This is a genomic window from Streptomyces sp. QH1-20, assembly GCF_041283565.1.
Classification (GTDB): domain Bacteria; phylum Actinomycetota; class Actinomycetes; order Streptomycetales; family Streptomycetaceae; genus Streptomyces; species Streptomyces syringius.
In genome coordinates this window covers 2,523,096-2,540,752 of the sequence record NZ_CP166299.1, presented here as the reverse complement: position 1 = coordinate 2,540,752, position 17,657 = coordinate 2,523,096, and the positions used below count along the sequence as shown (strand labels likewise).

The window sequence follows — 17,657 nt, the reverse complement described above, 5'->3', positions numbered from 1 at the left end:
TTCGATTCCGGGAGAGGGAGGCGCATGTCAGCGCAAGCGACCCTGCGGGGCCGGACCGCGATCGTCACCGGCGCCGGGCGCGGACTCGGCCGGGCCGAGGCCCTCGAACTGGCCCGGCTCGGCGCCCACGTCATCGTCAACGACTACGGACAACCGGGCCGCGACGGCTCGGGCGAGGCGTCCGCCGCACCCGCCGAGGCGGTCGTGGCACAGATCCGGGCGGCGGGCGGCAGCGCCACCGCCCACCTCGGCGACGTCGCCGACTTCGAAGAGGCCCGCGCCCTCGTCCAACTGGCCCTCGACACCGGCGGCTCGCTGGACATCCTCGTCAACAACGCGGGCATCCTGCGGGACCGGATGGTCTTCTCGATGACCGAGGAGGAATGGGACTCCGTGGTCCGCGTGCACCTCAAGGGCCACTTCAACACCGTCCGCTTCGCCGCCGCACACTGGCGGGACCGGGCGAAGGCCACGGGTAGGCCGGTGTACGGACGGATCGTCAACACCTCCTCCGAGGCCTTCCTCGCCGGCTCGGCCGGGCAGCCCAACTACGCGGCGGCCAAGGGCGGCATCGTCGGCCTCACCACCTCGACGGCGGAGGCGCTGCGCAAATACGGGGTCACCTCGAATGTGATCTGCCCCCGGGCCCGGACCCGGATGACCGAGGACGTCTTCGAGAGCATCGAGGCGGACGGCAAGGGGCTCGACCCGCTGGCGCCCGAACACGTCTCACCGCTCGTGGGCTATCTCGCCTCACCGGCGGCCGCGCACATCAGCGGACAGGTCTTCGTGGTGCACGGCGGCATGGTCGCCGTCGTCGAACGGCCCAAGGTGGCGGCCACGTTCGACACGGCCGGGGAGGCCTTCAGCGTCGAGGAGCTCGACGGGCTGCTCACCCCTTATTACGCGGGGCGGCCGTCGCGGGAGACCTTCGCGAGCGTGGAGGTGCTGGGCCTGTCCCACCGGACGGACGCCCGAGGCGGCCCGTCCGGCGGGTGAGGGACCCGTGGAGTCCTGTGGAGAGGACGGGGTCAGTGGTTGTCCGTCGTATTGCGGCGGTGCTTGCCATGGGCGGGGGCGCCGTGGTCGTTCGGGGAAGCCGGGCCGCGGTGCCTGCCGGAGCCGGTGGCTGCGGCCTGGGCGGACGCCTCGCGGGGGCGCGCCTCGGTCGTGTCGGTTCGGGCGTCGGGCATGGGAAGAGTCACTCCGTGGGAAGGGGATGCGTGCACTGCGCGTCGGGGGCCGTGGCAATGGCGCACGGCATCGACGGACGTCAACACGCTGCACACGCTTCTCACGCGCGACCGTTCGGTTCACCGCCGGTGCCCGGCCGGTACAGCCGCACAACCCCCGCCCGATTCTAACGGGGACCTTGATCGCGGAGCCACCCGGTTCGCCGGTGTGTTCGCATTCTCGCGACGCCGGAACCGGACGGAAACGGGTGCGGACAGACGGGCGCCCGGCAACGCGACCGAGCGCGGTGCCGGGCGTCGTGGGCCCGTCGGGTCCGCCGGGCGGATACGTCCTAGGGGGTCCGGCCCAGGGGTGCTTGCTGGAGCGGGACGGGCCGGGGCGCGGCGCCCGGGTCCGGCTCCGGGAACCCGGCGCAGCCTTCCGTGAGCGTCGGCTGCACCGCCTGCCAGAGCTGCGCCGTCGGTGCCGCGTGCGACGCGGGCCGCGGTGTCGCCCCCACCCCGGCCGCCCAGGCCCTGGGAGGCGGGGCCTCCTCCTGCCCGTCCGGCTCGTCGTGCGCGTCCGGCCCGTCCGGTGCCGCGGCCTCCGGTGGGACGCAGACCGGGCCCTGCGGTGGACCGCCCGGCTCCTGCTCCGCGTCCTCCTCGCGGGGGCCGCGCTTGCCGTCCGCGCCGGGCAGCCGCAACCGTGCCAGCCCGCAGGGCACGTACGGCGTGACGTACGGCAGTCGCAGCTCGCCGTCGGCGGTCCACAGGCCCGCGCCCGCCAGCCACCCCACCGGCGCCGGGAACTGCTGCACCCGCCGCCCCGACGGCCGCCACACCCCCACCCAGCTGCCCGCCGCCCCGTCGATGCGGAGCGCCACCGCACACCCCTCGGGCATCAGCACCTGCCCCGGCTGCGCGGCGAAGGGGGTCACCGCCGCGTCGGCCATCCGCAGGCACTCGGGGAAGCGCACCGGCCGCGCCGAGCCGAGCACCCCCCACCCGAGCCGGTCCTGCCCGGGCGCGTCGGACCGCACGAGCAGCAGGCCGCTGTCCGGGTCGGCCAGCAGCAGACGGTCGTTGCTCTCCTCCGTGATCTGCAGCAGCGGGCTCGTCTCGCCGCCGCGGCCCAGGTCGACCACCACGGCCTTGGTGCGCCCGTCCAGCTCGCGGTCGAGCGCGAGCATCCGGCCCGTGCGGTCGAGCCAGGCGCCGCCCCCGCAGCGGCCCGGCAGCTCGGTGACCCGCTCGGGCCCGAAGGCGCCGCCGTGCACCCGCCACAGGGTGGTCGACCGCTCGCCGTGCACGAGGGCGAAGGCGGACGAGCCGTCGGGCGCGGGGGGCAGCAGGGACAGCCGGGGGCACTCGATCGCGCCGAGCGGCAGCTCGCCGGTGCCGGGGCCGGTGGGGTAGAGCAGCGACAGCGCGTACCGCTCGGCGACCCGGCGGCGGATCAGCACCCGGCCGTCGGCGAGCGGCAGTACCTCGCTGTCGGGTTCCTCGGGCTGGCTGCCGGGCAGCGGGACCGCGTAGGGCTCGGGGCCGCCGAGCGTCCAGCGCTCCGGAAACCAGCCACCGGTGCCACGGCCGAGAGCCAGCCACGCGGCGTACGAACCGTCCGCCGTGACCGTGAACGAGGTGCGGCCGCGGTCCTTCGGTGGGCCGGATGGGGTGTTCGGTGGAGCGCTCTGGGGGACACAGACCGTCATGAGAAACGTCACCTCCGGCACTGAACGTAGTTATCGCACTACGTCCCGAACCTTGAGAGTGAGGCCGCTTCACGCTTAAGGGTGGTGTTCGCCTGATTTGCCTGAGGGGCTGGGGGTGGGTGTGCTCCTCATTGGGCGGCTGTTTAAAGTAAGGCCGACCTAAGTGGCCGCGGGAGTGGCCGAGCAGGCTCCCTTGACCGCCCTGCCGCCTGGCGCGTTTCCGCCTCCGGCCGACCGGTCGCCCCCTTCCCCCCGATCAGGAGCACCCCATGTCCCTCCGCCGCCGCGGCACCGCCGCCGTCGCCCTTTCCGTAGCCGCCGCGCTCTCGCTCGCGGCCTGTGGTTCCTCCGACGGGAAGGACGGCGAGGCGGGCAAGGACGGGGGCAACGGCTCCAAGTCCGTCGCCCAGGGCGGCAAGGACTTCGGCAAGGCGGCCGAGGAGACCGCGAAGATGGGCACGGACGCGAAGCCCGGCCAGTTCCCGCGGACGATCACCCACGCGCTGGGCAAGACCGAGATCAAGGAGATGCCCAAGCGCGTCGTCGTCCTCGATGTCGGCGAGCTGGACAACGTCGTCTCCCTCGGCATCAAGCCGGTCGGCTGGGCCCCGAGCGAGGGCAGCCAGGAGATCCCTGCGTACCTGAAGAAGGACGTCGGCGACCCCAAGAGCGTCGGCACCATCAGCAACCTCAACCTCGAGGCCATCAACGAGCTCAAGCCCGACCTGATCCTCGGCAGCAAGCTGCGCGCGGAGAAGAACTACAAGGACCTCTCGAAGATCGCCCCGACGGTGTTCTCCGTCCGCCCCGGCTTCACGTGGAAGGAGAACTACCTCCTCAACGCGGCCGCCCTGGACAAGACCGCCGACGCCAAGAAGCAGCTCGACGCGTACGGGGCCAAGGCCAAGCAGCTCGGTGAGGACATCGGCGAGAAGAAGCCGACGATCACCATGCTGCGCTACCTGCCGCAGTTCACGCGCCTGTACGCACAGCAGTCCTTCATCGGCACCATCCTCAAGGACGCGGGCCTGCCCCGCCCGAAGAACCAGCAGGCCGACAAGCTCGCGGAAGAGATCAGCCCCGAGAACATCGACCAGGCCGACGCGGACTGGATCTTCACCGGCGTCTACGGCGACCCGGACAAGACCAAGCGCGACAGCGCCCAGGACAACCCGCTCTGGAAGAACCTCAAGGCGGTCAAGGACGGCCGGGCCAAGGACGTCCAGGACGAGACCTGGTACCTGGGCCTCGGCGTCACCGCGGCGAACAGCGTCCTGGACGACCTGCGCGGATACCTGGTGAAGAAGTAGGACGGACCGTTCGCCGGGCCGTCCCGGCGGGGCCGGGTTTCGTCCCGGGTCCCGCCCCCTGGGTGGTGACCCGGGCGGCAGTCCGGCTCGCACCCGGCGCCGACGGGACGGCCGGAGCTTTGCCGGTCCGGCCGTGGCCGGGTTCGCGGCCTGGCCTGCCGACCGGCCTGCCGCCCGGTCGGCGGGCCGGCGCGCGCCGGAGGCGACCGCCCCGGCCGGGGCCGGATTCCCGGCACCCCGCCCAGGGGACCCGTGGGGGCACGAGGGACAGGTAGCCTTTCCCCGTGCCCGTACTGTCTGAAGTCATCGCCGCCCTCGACGCCCTCTGGCCCCCGGAGCGGGCCGAGCAGTGGGACGCCGTCGGTACGGTCTGCGGCGACCCCGACGCCTCCGTCGGCCGGGTCCTGTTCGCCGTCGACCCCGTTCAGGAGGTCGTCGACGAAGCCGTGGAGCTGGGCGCGGACCTGCTCGTCACCCACCACCCGCTCTATCTGCGCGGAACGACGACGGTCGCGGCCTCCACCTTCAAGGGCCGCGTCGTGCACACCCTCATCAAGAACGACATCGCCCTCCACGTCGCGCACACCAACGCCGACCGCGCCGACCCCGGGGTCTCCGACGCCCTCGCCGGCGCCCTCGACCTGCGCGTCACCGGCCCCCTCGTACCCGACCCGAGCGACTCCGCGGGCCGTCGCGGCCTCGGCCGGATCTGCGAGGTCGAGCCCCCGCTGACCCTCGCCGCGTTCGCCGCCCGCGCCGCCGAGCGGCTGCCGGCCACCGCGCAGGGCATCCGCGTCGCCGGCGACCCCGAGCGCCTCATCCGCACGGTCGCCGTCTGCGGCGGCTCCGGCGACTCCCTCTTCGACGACGTACGGGCCGCGGGCGTCGACGCCTACGTCACCGCCGATCTGCGCCACCACCCCGCGTCCGAGGCGCAGCACCACAGCCCGCTCGCCCTCGTGGACGCGGCGCACTGGGCCACCGAATGGCCCTGGATCGAGCAGGCCGCCGCCCAGCTCGACGAGATCTCCGACCGCCACGGCTGGGGGCTGCGCACCCATATCTCCCGTACGGTCACCGACCCCTGGACCGCCCACGCGGCGTCGTCCGCTTCCTCTTCCCACCACTAATCAGGAGCTTCCACTGAACGCCGCGCCCGCCGACCAGATCCGTCTTCTCGACCTCCAGACCCTGGACACCCGCCTCGCGCAGCTCGCCCACAAGCGCAAGAGCCTGCCCGAGCACGCCGAGATCCAGAGCCTCGAAGGCGATCTCACGCAGCACCGCGACCTCCTCGTCGCCGCGCAGACCGAGGAGAGCGACACCACCCGCGAGCAGACCAAGGCCGAGCAGGACGTGGACCAGGTGCGCCAGCGCGCCGCCCGCGACCAGCAGCGCCTGGACTCCGGCGCCGGCATCTCCCCGAAGGACCTGGAGAACCTCCAGCGCGAGATCGCTTCGCTCGCCAAGCGCCAGGGCGACCTGGAGGACGTCGTCCTCGAGGTCATGGAGCGCCGTGAGTCCGCCCAGGAGCGCGTCACCGAGCTGACCGGCCGCGTCGAGTCCGTGCAGGCCAAGGTCAACGACGCCGTCGCCCGCCGCGACGCCGCCTTCGCCGAGATCGACGCCGAGGCCGCCTCGGTCACCAAGGAGCGCGAGATCGTCGCCGGCTCCATCCCGGCCGATCTGCTCAAGCTCTACGACAAGATCCGCACCAAGGAGGGTGGCGTCGGTGCCGCCCGCCTCAACCAGCGCCGCTGCGAGGGCTGCCGCCTGGAGCTCGACATCACCGGGCTCAACGAGGTGCGCGCCGCGGCCCCGGACGAGGTCGTCCGGTGCGAGAACTGCACCCGCATCCTCGTCCGCACCCGCGAGTCGGGCCTGTAAGCCCCATGGCGAATCGCTTCATCGTCGAGGCGGACGGCGGTTCCCGGGGCAACCCGGGCCCCGCCGGCTACGGTGCCGTCGTCCTGGACCCGGTGACCGGCGAGGCCCTCGCCGAGGCCGCCGAGTACATCGGCACCGCCACCAACAACGTCGCCGAGTACAAGGGCCTCATCGCGGGCCTCAAGGCGGCAAAGGCCCTCGACCCGGAGGCCACGGTCCAGGTCCGGATGGATTCCAAGCTCGTCGTGGAGCAGATGTCCGGCCGCTGGAAGATCAAGCACCCGGACATGAAGCCGCTGGCCGCCGAGGCCCGTGGCGTCCTCCCGGCCGGTCAGGTCACGTACCAGTGGATCCCGCGTGAGAAGAACAAGCACGCGGACCGGCTCGCCAACGAAGCCATGGACGCGGGCAAGGCCGGCAAGCGCTGGGAGCCCGGGGCGTCGGCCGCGGGTCTCCACACGCGGATGACGCCGGAGCCGGCCGCCCCCGTTTCCGCCGCACCCCTTTCCGGCTCCGCGGACGCCGCCGGCACGGCGGCGCTCGCCGAGCCGAAGGCCGTGCCCGTCGGGTGGGCCGCCCCGGCCGACCTGGGCGCGCCGACGACGTTCGTCCTGCTGCGGCACGGCGAGACGGCGCTGACCCCCCAGAAGCGGTTCTCCGGCAGCGGCGGCAGCGACCCCGAACTCTCGCCCGCCGGGCGCCGGCAGGCCGAGCAGGCCGCGGCCGCCCTCGCCGCGCGGGGCACCGTCCAGGCCGTCGTGTCGTCGCCGGTGCGCCGCTGCCGGGAGACCGCGGCGGCCGTGGCCGCGCGCCTCGGACTCGAGGTCCGGATAGACGAGGGGCTGCGCGAGGCCGACTTCGGCGCCTGGGAGGGACTGACCTTCGCCGAGGTCCGCGAGCGCTACCCCGACGACCTCGACGCCTGGCTCGCCTCCTCCAAGGCGGCACCGACGGGCGGCGGCGAGAGCTTCGCCGCGGTGGCCCGCCGGGTCGCGCTCTCGCGGGACAAGCTCATCGCCCGCTACGCGGGCCGGACGGTTCTCCTGGTCACCCATGTGACGCCGGTCAAGACGCTGGTACGGCTGGCGCTCGGGGCCCCGCCGGAGTCGCTGTTCCGCATGGAGCTCTCCGCGGCCTCCCTGTCCGCCGTCGCCTATTACGCCGACGGCAACGCCTCGCTCCGGCTGCTGAACGACACGTCCCACCTGCGTCACTGACGTGTCGCGTCCACTGACGTGACGAAGGGCCCCCACCGCAGGGTGGGGGCCCTTCGCCGTACGGCCGTCCGCCGGAGCCGCCGGGCGGGCCTACTCCGCGCGCCACCCGATGGCGCGTTCCAACAGGGCCAGCGCCTCCAGACGCTGCCGTTCACGGTCCTCGATGTCCTGGGCACTCTCCCCGGTGGCCGCCACCCGCGGGCAGTCCGGACACTGCCACCGGTCCGGAGCACCGAGAGGCGGTGGCCGCATGGCGATGCGGCAATGGGGGCACTCCACGATCACTCCTTCCACATGGCCGCACGAGGCGCAGACCCATACCGGGCCCTCGGCGTCCTGCTGCCGCCAAGCGGTGCGATGGCACTGCGGGCAGCCGGTCGTGACGATCCCGGCCCGGCTCATGACCGGCGGTTCCGGAGTGGTGTCGGCGTACTCGATGATCCGCGCCCGGACCCTGTCGTCGGTCGTGTTGGCCATCCGGAGCAGGTGGGCGACTCGCGAGCGTGCTTCGTCAACGAAATCGTTCATGGCAGCGGCAGGCTATGGCAGCCGGTCGGGCCCCCGACGCCAGTCCCCGGCCGATCACCCACCGGTCGGGGGCGCGTTCACCGGATGGAGTGGCGGGCGGCCGCGACACCGGGCCGTCAGCCGCGCAACGCCGACGCCGCACGGGCGAGTTCCTCGATCCGCGCCCAGTCCCGGTCCCGGATCGCGTCGGCGGGCAGCATCCATGTCCCCCCGACGCAGCCGACGTTGGGCAGCGCCAGATACGCGGGCGCCGAGGCGGGCCCGATGCCGCCCGTGGGGCAGAAGCGGGCGGTGGGCAGCGGTGCGGACAGCGACCGGAGATAGGGCACCCCGCCCGCGGCCTCGGCGGGGAAGAACTTCATCTCGCGCACCCCGCGCTCCAGCAGCGTCACGACCTCCGAGGCCGTCGACACCCCCGGCAGGAACGGCACCCCCGCCGTCCGCATCGCCTCCAGCAACCGGTCCGTCCAGCCGGGACTCACCAGGAACCGCGCCCCCGCCCCGACCGCCGCGGTCACCTGCCCGGGCGTGAGGACCGTCCCGGCGCCCACCACCGCGCCCGGCACGTCCGCCGCCACGGCCCGTATCGCGTCGAGCGCGGCTTCCGTGCGCAGCGTCACCTCGATCGCGGGCAGACCACCGGCGACGAGGGCGCGGGCGAGGGGGACCGCGTCCGCCGCGTCGTGGAGGACGACGACGGGGACGACGGGCGCGAGGTCGAGGACGGACACGGGCGAGGCGGGTACGGCGGCGGGGGTCACGCGGGCATCCTCGCCGCGCCCGACACACACCGCAACAGTCGTTGCACAGTGTGCAACGGGCTCGTGTCTACAGCTCGGTGACCACGACGTCCAGCGCCCAGGGCTTCCCGCCCTTGGCCGGAGCCTCGCCCTCCACCGCGTACCCCAGCTCCCGCAGCGCCGCGGCCAGCTCTCCCGGCCCGGACGGCTCGACGCCGGCCGTCAGCAGGTCCCGTACGAGCCGCCCCTTGGTGGCCTTGTTGAAGTGGCTCACGACGGACCGCTTCTCGACCCCGTTCACGATCTTCGACTGAAGGACCCGCACGGTCGCCGTCCGCTCGGCGACATCACCGGCCGGCTTCCACGCGGAGGCGTACGCCGCGGACCGGAGGTCCAACACCAGCCCGTCGCCCGCCGACTCGGGCACGGTCCGCGCCATCGGGCCGCGCCAGTACGCGCCGAGCGCGCCCAGCCCCGGCAGCTTCACCCCCATCGAGCAGCGGTAGGAGGGGATCGCGTCCCCGATCCGCACCGCGCCCCACAGCCCGGAGAACACCAGCAGCGACCGCTCCGCCCGCCGCCGGGCCGCCGGGTCCAAGGTGGCCAGGCCCAGCGCGTCGTACAGCACGCCCGTGTAGATCTCCCCGGCGGGCCGGGTGCCGGCGGCGGGCAGCGCGGCGTTCTTGACGATCTCGCCCCGCAGCCCCGGGCTCAGCCCGAGGACCTCCGCCGCCTTGTCCTCGTCGCCCGCGCACAGCTCCACGAGCTCCGCCAGCACGGCCCGGCGCGCCTCGGTCAGCCCCGGCAGGGACAGCGAACCGAGCTCCAGCGGGGCACCACCGGAACCGCTCTCGACGGGCGCGGCCTTCCCCTCGGACGGCGGCAACAGCACGAGCACGGTCGTTTCTCCTTCAGTACGTACGCCCGCGCGCGCCGTGGGCGGCGCGGAACGGTCAAGGGGCCCCGTCGAGCCTAACGCCGCCCGCCGCACTCACCGTGCCGCGCGCCCGCACCCCGCCTACGCTCGGTGCCATGCCCCGTCGCCACATACATGTGACGGATACGGACGGCGCCCCCCTGCGCGCCGCGCTGCGCGAGCTGCGTGCGAAGTCGGACGTACCCGCCGAGTTCCCCCGCGCTGCCCTCAGCGAGGCGGAACAGGCCACGCGGCGACCCCGCCTTCCCGCGCACGACGCCACGGACATCCCGCTGTTCACCATCGACCCGCCCGACTCGATGGACCTCGACCAGGCCATGTTCCTGGCCCGCCGCGACGCCGGCGGCTTCCGGGTGTACTACGCGATCGCCGACATCGGCGCGTTCGTCCTCCCCGGCCGGGCCCTGGACGCCGAGGCGCACCGCCGGGTGACGACCCTCTACTACCCCGACGGACGGATCCCCCTCCACCCCGACATACTCGGCGAGGGCGCCGCCAGCCTCCTCCCCGACCGCACCCGCCCCGCCCTGCTCTGGCAGCTCGACCTCGACACGGACGGCCGAGTCGTCCGGGCCGACGTCCGCAGGGCCCTCGTCCGCAGCCGGGCCAAGCTCGACTACGCGGGCGTCCAGCGGGCCATCGACTCCGGCACGGCCGAGGAACCGCTGTCGCTGCTGCGCGAGATCGGCATGCGCCGGGAGGAGCTGGAGCGGACGCGCGGCGGCATCTCGCTCAACGTCCCCGAGCAGGAAGTCGTCCGGCGCGGCGACCGCTACCGCCTCGCATACCGCGTCCCGCTGCCCGCCGACGGCTGGAACGCCCAGATCTCCCTCATGACCGGCATGGCCGCCGCCGAGCTGATGCTCACCGCCGGCACCGGCATCCTGCGCACCCTGCCCCCCGCCCCCCAGACCGCCGTCGAACGGCTGCGCCGCGTCGCCCGCTCGCTCGGGGTGAACTGGCCCGAGGGCATGCCGTACGCCGTCGTCCTCCGCGCCCTCGACCCCCGGCACACCCAGCACGCGGCGTTCCTCCAGGAGTGCACCTCCCTCCTCCGCGGCGCCGGCTACACGGTCTTCGACCGCGACCGCCCCACCGAGCACCCCCTCCCCATCAGCCCCGACGCCTCCTTCCACGCCGCCCTCGCCGCCCCGTACGCCCACTGCACCGCCCCGCTGCGCCGCCTTGTGGACCGCTACACCGGCGAACTGTGCCTGGCGGCGGCCGCGGGCACGGACGCGCCGGAATGGGTACGGTCCGCGCTGGACACCCTCCCGCAGGAAATGGAGACCGGCGCCCGCCGCGCCGCCCGGACCGAACGCGAATGCGTGGACCTGGTCGAGGCGGCGCTGCTGCGGGACCGGATCGGCGAGGTCTTCGACGCGTACGTCGTCGACGTCCGCGAGGACCGCCCGACGGCCGGCACGGTGCACCTGTACGAACCGGCCGTCGTCGGCCACGTCGAGGGCGACGGCGACGGCCCCCCGCTCGCACTGGGCCACCGGCTGCGGGTCCGCCTGATCGAGGCGTCCCCGGGCCGGGAGAAGGTCTGGTTCGCCCCGGCGTGATGGGGACGTCACCCCTGCCAGGTAGCATGGTCGACACGGCGGACGAGCCGGCCGGGCGGCCGCGTGGGATCTTCGGATCCCCCGAGGAACGTCCGGGCTCCATACGGCAGGGTGGTGGGTAACGCCCACCCGGGGTGACCCGCGGGACAGTGCCACAGAAAACAGACCGCCGGAGGCCGCGAGGCTTCCGGTAAGGGTGAAACGGTGGTGTAAGAGACCACCAGCGTCCGAGGTGACTCGGACGGCTAGGTAAACCCCACCCGGAGCAAGGTCAAGAGGGCCGTCGCAAGACGGCCTGCGCGGACGATCGAGGGCTGCCCGCCCGAGTCCGCGGGTAGACCGCACGAGCCTGCCGGCAACGGCAGGCCTAGATGGATGGCCGCCTCCCCGCGGGCCGCGAGGCCCTCGGGAGACAGAACCCGGCGTACAGGCCGACTCGTCCGCCTACTAGGGCCTCTGAGCAGCGAAAGCGCTGGTCAAGGGCCCTTTTTGGCAGATCAAGGGGCTTGGTCAGACCCCGTTCCACACCGGTTCAAACGGGACCGCGCGGCTACGTACGTAGCCATGAAAGTAGCCACGAAGGATCGGGGCTGTAGACGGTCCGAAGACGGCTGTGATGAGGCGAGAGCCAGCGCAGATGGCCTTTGCCCTGCGGCATCCGGGTGGTCTGGTCACGATGCCTCAGCGTGCAGTGCAGCCACTTCCGGCTTGTACCTCTCCGATAGCCCCGATGGGTGGGGGCACGGGAGGGCAGCCCGCGGGGCGCTACGGTGGCCCCGTCACACGGGCGCTCTCCCGGAGAGGCGCGTCCGCCTGAAGGTGAGGAGTCTCGTGAGCCGCCATACCCACACCGCCGACGACGTAGCGCCGGGCACGATCACGCTGTGCGCGCAGGATGATCACCAGTGGACTCATACCCCTGTAGACGTCCATTTTTGGGCGCACGCTGGCGAAGAGATGCGGGCGGGGCTGCGTGACGCCGCCCGCCGCCCCTACGGCAGCGCCGGACAGCCCGTGGTTGTCGTCCGCCGGGAAGACATCGAGGGAGCCAGCGCCCGTGAGGCGGCCAACGAAGGCAAGGCCAGGGCCTGAGAAACGCCTCAGCGGGGCTGAGGCCGATGATCGGCCTCAGCCCCGCTGAGGTTCAGAACCCGATGCCTCTACGAGGGGGCAGTGCGGAGGGGCGTCACGCAGCGATGCCTACGCGAGAGGGGGAGGGTGCCGGCCGTGCTGTCAGGCTGGCGGCCACCGCTCCGTGTGTGTCGGCGTGGTTCTTCAGGAGGTGGCTGTACGTGCGCCGCAGCTCCTCGACGGTGTCGCCGACCCAGGCAGCCACGGTGTGCTCAGGGATTCCGTTCTGGAGGCACGTGGAGATGAAGGTGTGTCGAAGGTCGTGGTATGTCGGGAGGTTCCCGTCCTCGTCCTTGATGCCCAGCTTTAGCAGGGTGGGCTTCCACAGGTCGTCGTTGAAGTGGTTTCGGTTCAGGAGGCCGCCGCGTGGCGTCCAGAAGAGTGCACGGACCGAGCCGCGCTTGCAGTCATCGATCTTCTTCTTGTGCTCCCACAGGACGGTCTCCGTGACCTGCGGCGGGTAGCGCTCCGTGTACTCCCCCAGAGCTTCCTGGAAGTACGGAGGTATCGGCACCTCCTTCGAGTTGAGGCGCGGGCTCGTCTTGAGGCGGTCTACAAGGATGGGTCTGTAGCCGGTCTCCTTCGTCCTGAGCACCTGCCGACGCACGGTGAGCAGCCGTCCGCCCGACCCGATGACGTCGTCGCACAGGCCGAACGCCTCTGCCTGTCGGACGCCACAGGCGAAGCCAGCCATGGGGATGGGGCGGTAGCGCTCAGGAAACTCGTCGTAGATCGCCCAGCATTCGTCCGGGCTGAAGACGTACGACTTCGACGTACCTACGTAGGGTCCTTCGACCTCGTAGGTGGGGTTGGCGGTGATCTTCCCGTTCTGCTGCGCGTCCTTCATGATCATCTGGAAGACCTTCCAGTGGCCGTCCGCGGTGGAGTTGGCGATGTGCGGGTTGGCTTCCATCTCCTGCACCCACGCTTCGACCTTTGCTTTCTTGATGGCGGGCATGCGGTAGCTGCCCCAGCGCGGGTTGAGGTGTACGCGGATGGCTATCTCGTACTGCTCGAGGCTGGTGTCCTTGACTCGGCGTCTGCTGAGCCAGTCGGCAGCCCATTGCCGGAAGGTCAGGTTCACCTCGGCGGGTTCCGGGACCGCGCCGGCGGGCGTGCCGTCCAGAATTGCCTGAGCCTGGGCCTGGGTCAGGCCGACCGAGTCGGGAATGGTGGCCCGCGTGCGATTGCCTTCACTGTTCGTGAGGTTGTAGTACCAGCTGTGCTTACATCCGCCCTTTTTGGGCCTGTTCTGATCGGGGCAGTCGCACCGCTTTTTGACAGTGGGCTTGCGTGCCACAGGACGCCTCTCGCGACTCGGTTCTTGGGTGATGCCCTGGCCAGGGGAGTTGGACTGTACGTAGGGCGGGGCGCGGCAGGTCAAGCCGACGAGCAGGAGGCGGAGCGGTTGATAGTGGGCCTGCTAATCGCGGCAGTAGCGCCTGCCTCGTTTATTGGAATTCACTCTGTGCGGGCATCAACCCATGCTTCGAAATCGCGCTCCCGAACACGCAGGATCCTGTCGCTGATGCGTACGACGGGGATGTCCCAATTCCTGTAGTTGTCGAGCACGGTGCGCTTTGGGACTTCCATTCGCTCGGCAATCGTCTCGAAACTCAGCAATGCATTGGAGCCACCGCGAGGCATAGCCGTCCTCATCCACTCGTGTGTGTCCCCCGGCGGCCCGAACCGGCCGGATGGAGCCGGTTGCGTTCAGTCCGGCACTGACACGTACGTGGATCAGCGGAATCTGTTACACCCGGGGAGAAGCCCAAGGTGTCTGCTGGCGGGCTAGTCGCTATCGTTGGGGCGCTTAGGGGTGCGGCGCGCGGCGGGGTAGATCCGCCTGACCTGCTGGGCCGGTCCCTTCCCGCGGGTACGCAGGACACCGCGACGGCGACCTGCGCGTACGACGCTGGCGGCAGCGTCCTCGTCGATGTCAGCGCGCTGCGCGGCCGCGCTGATCGAGATCCACTCCTCGAACGGCAGGAGCATCAACGTCTGGTCGGTGGCGCTCATGGACGCGGGCATTGGTCGCGGGTCCCTTCGCTTCGGGTCTGTGCCCGCCGGGTTGCTCTCCCGGCGCGGGTTTGCACCATATACCACAGCGCGCGTCATGGGGTGTCGCGAGCCTGTTCGATGCATTCGGCATGTGTCCGGTTATGCTGCCTCAGCGTCGCTACGGAATGTGACCTTCCCTCTGAGGGGGGACCGTGAAGACGGCCCGAGGGCGGCGCGGTAGGGGACCTGCGCAGGACACGCTCTAGGGGGGACAACACGCCGTGACTGACATATTGGAAGCCCTGGTCACACGCGCCGCGGCAGGCGGGGCGGACGGGGCGGACGCCATCGCGGCGTTGTACGACGAGCTCAACGGCACCGTGTACCACTGGGTGCGGTTCTATATCCGTGACGGGCACGTTGCGGAGGATCTGAGCCAGGAGGTCTGGCTGAAGGTCGCCCAGAACATCAGCAAGTATCGGCCAGGTACGAGCTTCCTTGCGTGGCTGCGCACGATCACGAAGAACACCGCGCTCGACTATCTGCGGTCCGTGCAGCGGCGCCCCTCGGAAGTGCTGTACGCCGACCACCTGGAACTGGACCGGCCGCGCGTCGGTCAGAGCCCAGAAGAGTACGCGGAGAACCGTGCTCTGGCTCAAGCCGTTGCAGCCCACCTGCATAAACTGAGACCCCAGCAGCAGCAGGTCCTGATCCTGCGGTTCTTCGACGGCGAAAGTCCTGGGCGTACGGCGGAGATCATGGGGAAGACGGACGGTGCTGTCCGTACCCTGACGGTACGGTCACTGCGCAAGCTTGCTGAGGTCATGCCGGCAGGGGAGTCGTCTTCCCAACTGGTCGAGGAGCTGCTGACAGCGGCAGCGGGCAGAAACAGGTATGTCGGTACACGGGTCAACACACGAGAGGCAAGGGCGCATGTCGCGACGCGCTGACCAGAGCGAGCGCCTGGAACGGGCGCTAGACGGCGGGCCCATCCCTCACGACGAGGAGACCCGTCGGATGCTGGCGGCCGCGGGCGCCTTGCGCCCCGGTTACCGACGCAGCCCCGCGCGCGTGCGGGCCACCAAGGAGGCGATGCTCCGCGAGTACGAGCGTGCGCAGAATCCGCAGGAGGTCCGCGAGGACGCCGGAACGGGCGACGGCTTGGACGAGCCGGAGATCCATCGCGAGGAGATGGACCTGCCCGGAGGCGGACACCTTGTCCTCACCGACATTGAGGCCATCACCCCCGAGCGTGCCGAGAAGACGGCCGCCCGCATCGCGCGCATCTTGCAGAGCAGTGAAGAAAGAGACCGGCTGAGTTGAGCAGCGCCATATCCGGCTGCCCGAGTATGGAGGACCGGCTGTGAACCCCTCCATGCCGCGCATCAAGATCCACGTCCTTGATCCGGACGCGGACGACGATGATGTTTCGCTCACAGACGTGGGCGTGGTCCACGTGGACGGCGAGTGCCACCTGTTCCTGAGTCCGCAGTCGTTCTACTCGGCTGTGCGGCAGGTCAGCTCCGCCATGCCGGACCTGCCCCTGGAACAGGTCGAGCGCCTGGTGCGTGATCACTGTGAGTTCAAGGACTTCGACGAGCTGCTGGGACCCGCCGAGCCTGCTCCGTCCGTCGACCTGCCGCCGCAGTCGGAGGAACCGCCTGCGGCAGTACGCCCGAGCGGCCGTGCGAAGAAGTGGGTCATCGCTGCGGCTCTGCTGCCGGCGCTGGCCGGGTCTTGGGCGCTTGGGCACTTCACGGCCGCTGCCCCGGGCACGACTGCCGCGAGCGCGCCGGACAAGGACCCGAGCGCTGTGCGCGACGGGGCGGCCAGGGATAACCGCAACCTGGGGCCGGAACCGTTCACAGCTTCCGACTTCAAGGACTTCTCCGTTGCGGGGAAGATCGCTTGCAGCCCCATCGCCAGTCTGGAAGCGGAGTGCACTGACTCCGACGGGATGGTGATGGCGTCCAAGGCTGCGACGGGGCCGGACTCCACCATTTTTACGTTCTCGTACGGGAGGGAACGCCTTGGCCTGCGCATCTTTGGGACCGCCGAATATGCGAAGACGTGGGCGATGCAGGACGCCTCCCGGAAGCTGTACCCCAACATGGTTCTCTCGGGCCGGTACGTACTGTGGGGCACCGACGAGGAGCGGCTGAAGGAGTACGAGGCGGAACTGCTGGCCGCGGCGCCGAAGAAGTCTGCCGCTGCAGCCCATCAGTCGAGCGCGAAGGGGGACGCTGCGCCGCTGCCACCCCGCCTTGCCGCTCTCACTTTGGGCACTCTGGGGATCGACGAGCACGACGTGCGCACGATCCTCTACGCCCCACAGGAGGCTACGGTCGACGCGCCAGTTTTACTGGCGGCACGGGCCGTCCTGGGCGTGCCTGACGCGACGCCCTCCGTCGTGAAGCCGGGCGAGGCGGACATCGTGGCGCTCGCCGTAGGGCTTGAGCCGCGGCTTGAAACCGGGCCGGACACGCACACGGCCGAACCGGTCACCGACCCGGCGGCAGGGGCGAACTCGACGGGTGGCTTGTCCGGAGAGTCGACGGAGACAAGGACCGCCACGAGCCCTGCTCAGTCGCCGAACCCGAGGCCGACGGAGAGCGAGCAAACGCAGAAGCCCGAAGACCCGAGGCCGACGGAGAGCGAGCAAACGCAGAAGCCTGAGGAGCCGGAGCAGCCGACGGAGCCGACGCCCGAGCCCGAGCCGAAGGAGTCCCCGACTACGCCTGTCGAACCTGCGCCGGTCGATCCGGCCCCGCCGGTCACTGAAACGCCGGCACCGCCGCCGGAGCCGGACCCCGCCCAGACGCAGCCGTCCACCGGCGATGCTGCCCAGGAGCCGCCCGCCTCCGACGGACAGACGCCCTCGGACGGTGAAGCGGGAGAGCTGCTGACGCTCCCGCAAGCCTGGATCGCCCCGGCCGCGTAGCGCAACGTGCCGCGCAGGAGACCACCTGCGCGGCACGTTCCCATCCCGGGGGCGGGCTCAGAAGGGCGGCTCCGTCGCCCACTGATCGTCGGCCGTTGGGTGGCCCGCCGGGGTGGCGGCCGGACGCTGCCCACCGGTCTTGGTCACCTTCGCGATCGCATTCTTCAGACTCACGCCGACATCATCGACATCGAGTTCGTACACGGTGCGCTTCACGCCCTCGCGATCCTCGTAGGAGCGCTGCTTGAGGCGGCCCTGGACGATGACGCGGGCGCCGCGCGTGAGGGACTCGGCGACGTTCTCCGCAGCCTGGCGCCACACGGCGCAGGTCAGGAACAGGCTCTCGCCGTCCTTCCACTCGTTGGTCTGGCGGTCGAAGGTGCGGGGAGTGGACGCGACGCGGAACTTCGCGACCGCCGCGCCGGACGGGGTGAAGCGCAGCTCGGGGTCGTCGACGAGATTGCCGACGACCGTGATGACGGTCTCGCCTGCCACGGGAGCGGGCCTTTC

The 17,657-nt window shown here is 71.3% G+C and carries 17 protein-coding genes, 1 other RNA gene and 1 pseudogene; 11 read left to right on the top strand and 8 right to left on the bottom strand.

Annotated elements, in window-relative coordinates:
- Positions 1-24 precede the first annotated feature (24 nt).
- On the top strand, positions 25-999 hold the full coding sequence (locus tag AB8O64_RS11410) for a 3-oxoacyl-ACP reductase (RefSeq protein WP_370419051.1): 975 nt from the start codon (positions 25-27) through the stop codon (positions 997-999).
- A gap of 32 nt (positions 1,000-1,031) precedes the next feature.
- Here AB8O64_RS11410 and AB8O64_RS11405 read toward each other — a convergent pair whose 3' ends face one another.
- Both AB8O64_RS11405 and AB8O64_RS11400 read right to left on the bottom strand, forming a co-directional pair.
- Positions 1,032-1,193 (bottom strand): hypothetical protein, encoded by a 162-nt coding sequence (locus AB8O64_RS11405; RefSeq protein WP_370419050.1) that lies wholly within the window; start codon positions 1,191-1,193, stop codon positions 1,032-1,034.
- A gap of 332 nt (positions 1,194-1,525) precedes the next feature.
- On the bottom strand, positions 1,526-2,887 hold the full coding sequence (locus AB8O64_RS11400) for a hypothetical protein (protein WP_370419049.1): 1,362 nt from the start codon (positions 2,885-2,887) through the stop codon (positions 1,526-1,528).
- A 269-nt stretch (positions 2,888-3,156) separates the two neighbouring features.
- Between AB8O64_RS11400 and AB8O64_RS11395 the strand changes: the two genes are divergently transcribed.
- From AB8O64_RS11395 to AB8O64_RS11380, 4 genes are all read left to right on the top strand, one after another.
- Positions 3,157-4,197: an iron-siderophore ABC transporter substrate-binding protein gene (locus AB8O64_RS11395; RefSeq protein ID WP_356453848.1), complete on the top strand. Its 1,041-nt coding sequence runs from the start codon at positions 3,157-3,159 to the stop codon at positions 4,195-4,197.
- Positions 4,198-4,481: 284 nt separating this feature from the next.
- Positions 4,482-5,327, top strand: a complete 846-nt coding sequence (locus AB8O64_RS11390; RefSeq protein WP_356458678.1) for a Nif3-like dinuclear metal center hexameric protein — start codon at positions 4,482-4,484, stop codon at positions 5,325-5,327.
- A 13-nt stretch (positions 5,328-5,340) separates the two neighbouring features.
- A complete protein-coding gene (locus AB8O64_RS11385; protein WP_370423843.1) occupies positions 5,341-6,084 on the top strand; it encodes a zinc ribbon domain-containing protein in 744 nt (247 codons plus the stop codon).
- A gap of 5 nt (positions 6,085-6,089) precedes the next feature.
- Positions 6,090-7,301 carry a bifunctional RNase H/acid phosphatase gene (locus tag AB8O64_RS11380; RefSeq protein ID WP_370419048.1) on the top strand — a complete coding sequence of 404 codons (1,212 nt, stop codon included), beginning with the start codon at positions 6,090-6,092 and terminating at the stop codon, positions 7,299-7,301.
- A gap of 90 nt (positions 7,302-7,391) precedes the next feature.
- On the opposite strand, the gene AB8O64_RS11375 is transcribed toward AB8O64_RS11380, so the two are convergent.
- The 3 genes from AB8O64_RS11375 to yaaA form a co-directional block, all read right to left on the bottom strand.
- Positions 7,392-7,829 (bottom strand): hypothetical protein, encoded by a 438-nt coding sequence (locus tag AB8O64_RS11375; RefSeq protein ID WP_365212501.1) that lies wholly within the window; start codon positions 7,827-7,829, stop codon positions 7,392-7,394.
- Between the two features lie 116 nt (positions 7,830-7,945).
- Entirely contained in the window at positions 7,946-8,590 is a 645-nt protein-coding gene (eda, locus tag AB8O64_RS11370; protein ID WP_370419047.1) for a bifunctional 4-hydroxy-2-oxoglutarate aldolase/2-dehydro-3-deoxy-phosphogluconate aldolase, read from the bottom strand.
- Positions 8,591-8,657: 67 nt separating this feature from the next.
- A complete protein-coding gene (gene yaaA, locus AB8O64_RS11365) occupies positions 8,658-9,467 on the bottom strand; it encodes a peroxide stress protein YaaA (RefSeq protein ID WP_370419046.1) in 810 nt (269 codons plus the stop codon).
- A gap of 134 nt (positions 9,468-9,601) precedes the next feature.
- Between yaaA and AB8O64_RS11360 the strand changes: the two genes are divergently transcribed.
- The 3 genes from AB8O64_RS11360 (at position 9,602) to AB8O64_RS11350 (ending at position 12,166) form a co-directional block, all read left to right on the top strand.
- Entirely contained in the window at positions 9,602-11,074 is a 1,473-nt protein-coding gene (locus AB8O64_RS11360; RefSeq protein WP_370419045.1) for an RNB domain-containing ribonuclease, read from the top strand.
- Between the two features lie 43 nt (positions 11,075-11,117).
- An RNA gene (gene rnpB, locus AB8O64_RS11355) (RNase P RNA component class A) lies at positions 11,118-11,517 on the top strand.
- A gap of 388 nt (positions 11,518-11,905) precedes the next feature.
- Positions 11,906-12,166, top strand: coding sequence for a hypothetical protein (locus tag AB8O64_RS11350; protein ID WP_370419044.1), 261 nt, complete (start codon positions 11,906-11,908; stop codon positions 12,164-12,166).
- A 94-nt stretch (positions 12,167-12,260) separates the two neighbouring features.
- Here the strand turns inward: AB8O64_RS11350 and AB8O64_RS11345 are convergent, their stop codons facing one another.
- Together AB8O64_RS11345 and AB8O64_RS11340 are read right to left on the bottom strand one after the other, a co-directional pair.
- Positions 12,261-13,505, bottom strand: coding sequence for a tyrosine-type recombinase/integrase (locus AB8O64_RS11345; protein ID WP_370419043.1), 1,245 nt, complete (start codon positions 13,503-13,505; stop codon positions 12,261-12,263).
- 491 nt (positions 13,506-13,996) lie between these two features.
- Positions 13,997-14,224 carry a hypothetical protein gene (locus tag AB8O64_RS11340; RefSeq protein ID WP_370419042.1) on the bottom strand — a complete coding sequence of 76 codons (228 nt, stop codon included), beginning with the start codon at positions 14,222-14,224 and terminating at the stop codon, positions 13,997-13,999.
- 263 nt (positions 14,225-14,487) lie between these two features.
- On the opposite strand from AB8O64_RS11340, the gene AB8O64_RS11335 reads away from it, so the two are divergent.
- The 3 genes from AB8O64_RS11335 (at position 14,488) to AB8O64_RS11325 (ending at position 17,147) form a co-directional block, all read left to right on the top strand.
- A complete protein-coding gene (locus AB8O64_RS11335) occupies positions 14,488-15,156 on the top strand; it encodes an RNA polymerase sigma factor (protein ID WP_370419041.1) in 669 nt (222 codons plus the stop codon).
- A gap of 67 nt (positions 15,157-15,223) precedes the next feature.
- On the top strand, positions 15,224-15,529 hold the full coding sequence (locus tag AB8O64_RS11330; RefSeq protein WP_370419040.1) for a hypothetical protein: 306 nt from the start codon (positions 15,224-15,226) through the stop codon (positions 15,527-15,529).
- A gap of 40 nt (positions 15,530-15,569) precedes the next feature.
- Positions 15,570-17,147, top strand: coding sequence for a hypothetical protein (locus AB8O64_RS11325; RefSeq protein ID WP_370419039.1), 1,578 nt, complete (start codon positions 15,570-15,572; stop codon positions 17,145-17,147).
- Positions 17,148-17,282: 135 nt separating this feature from the next.
- Here AB8O64_RS11325 and AB8O64_RS11320 read toward each other — a convergent pair.
- A pseudogene (locus tag AB8O64_RS11320) lies at positions 17,283-17,642 on the bottom strand (single-stranded DNA-binding protein); the annotation flags it as partial.
- Positions 17,643-17,657 lie beyond the last annotated feature (15 nt).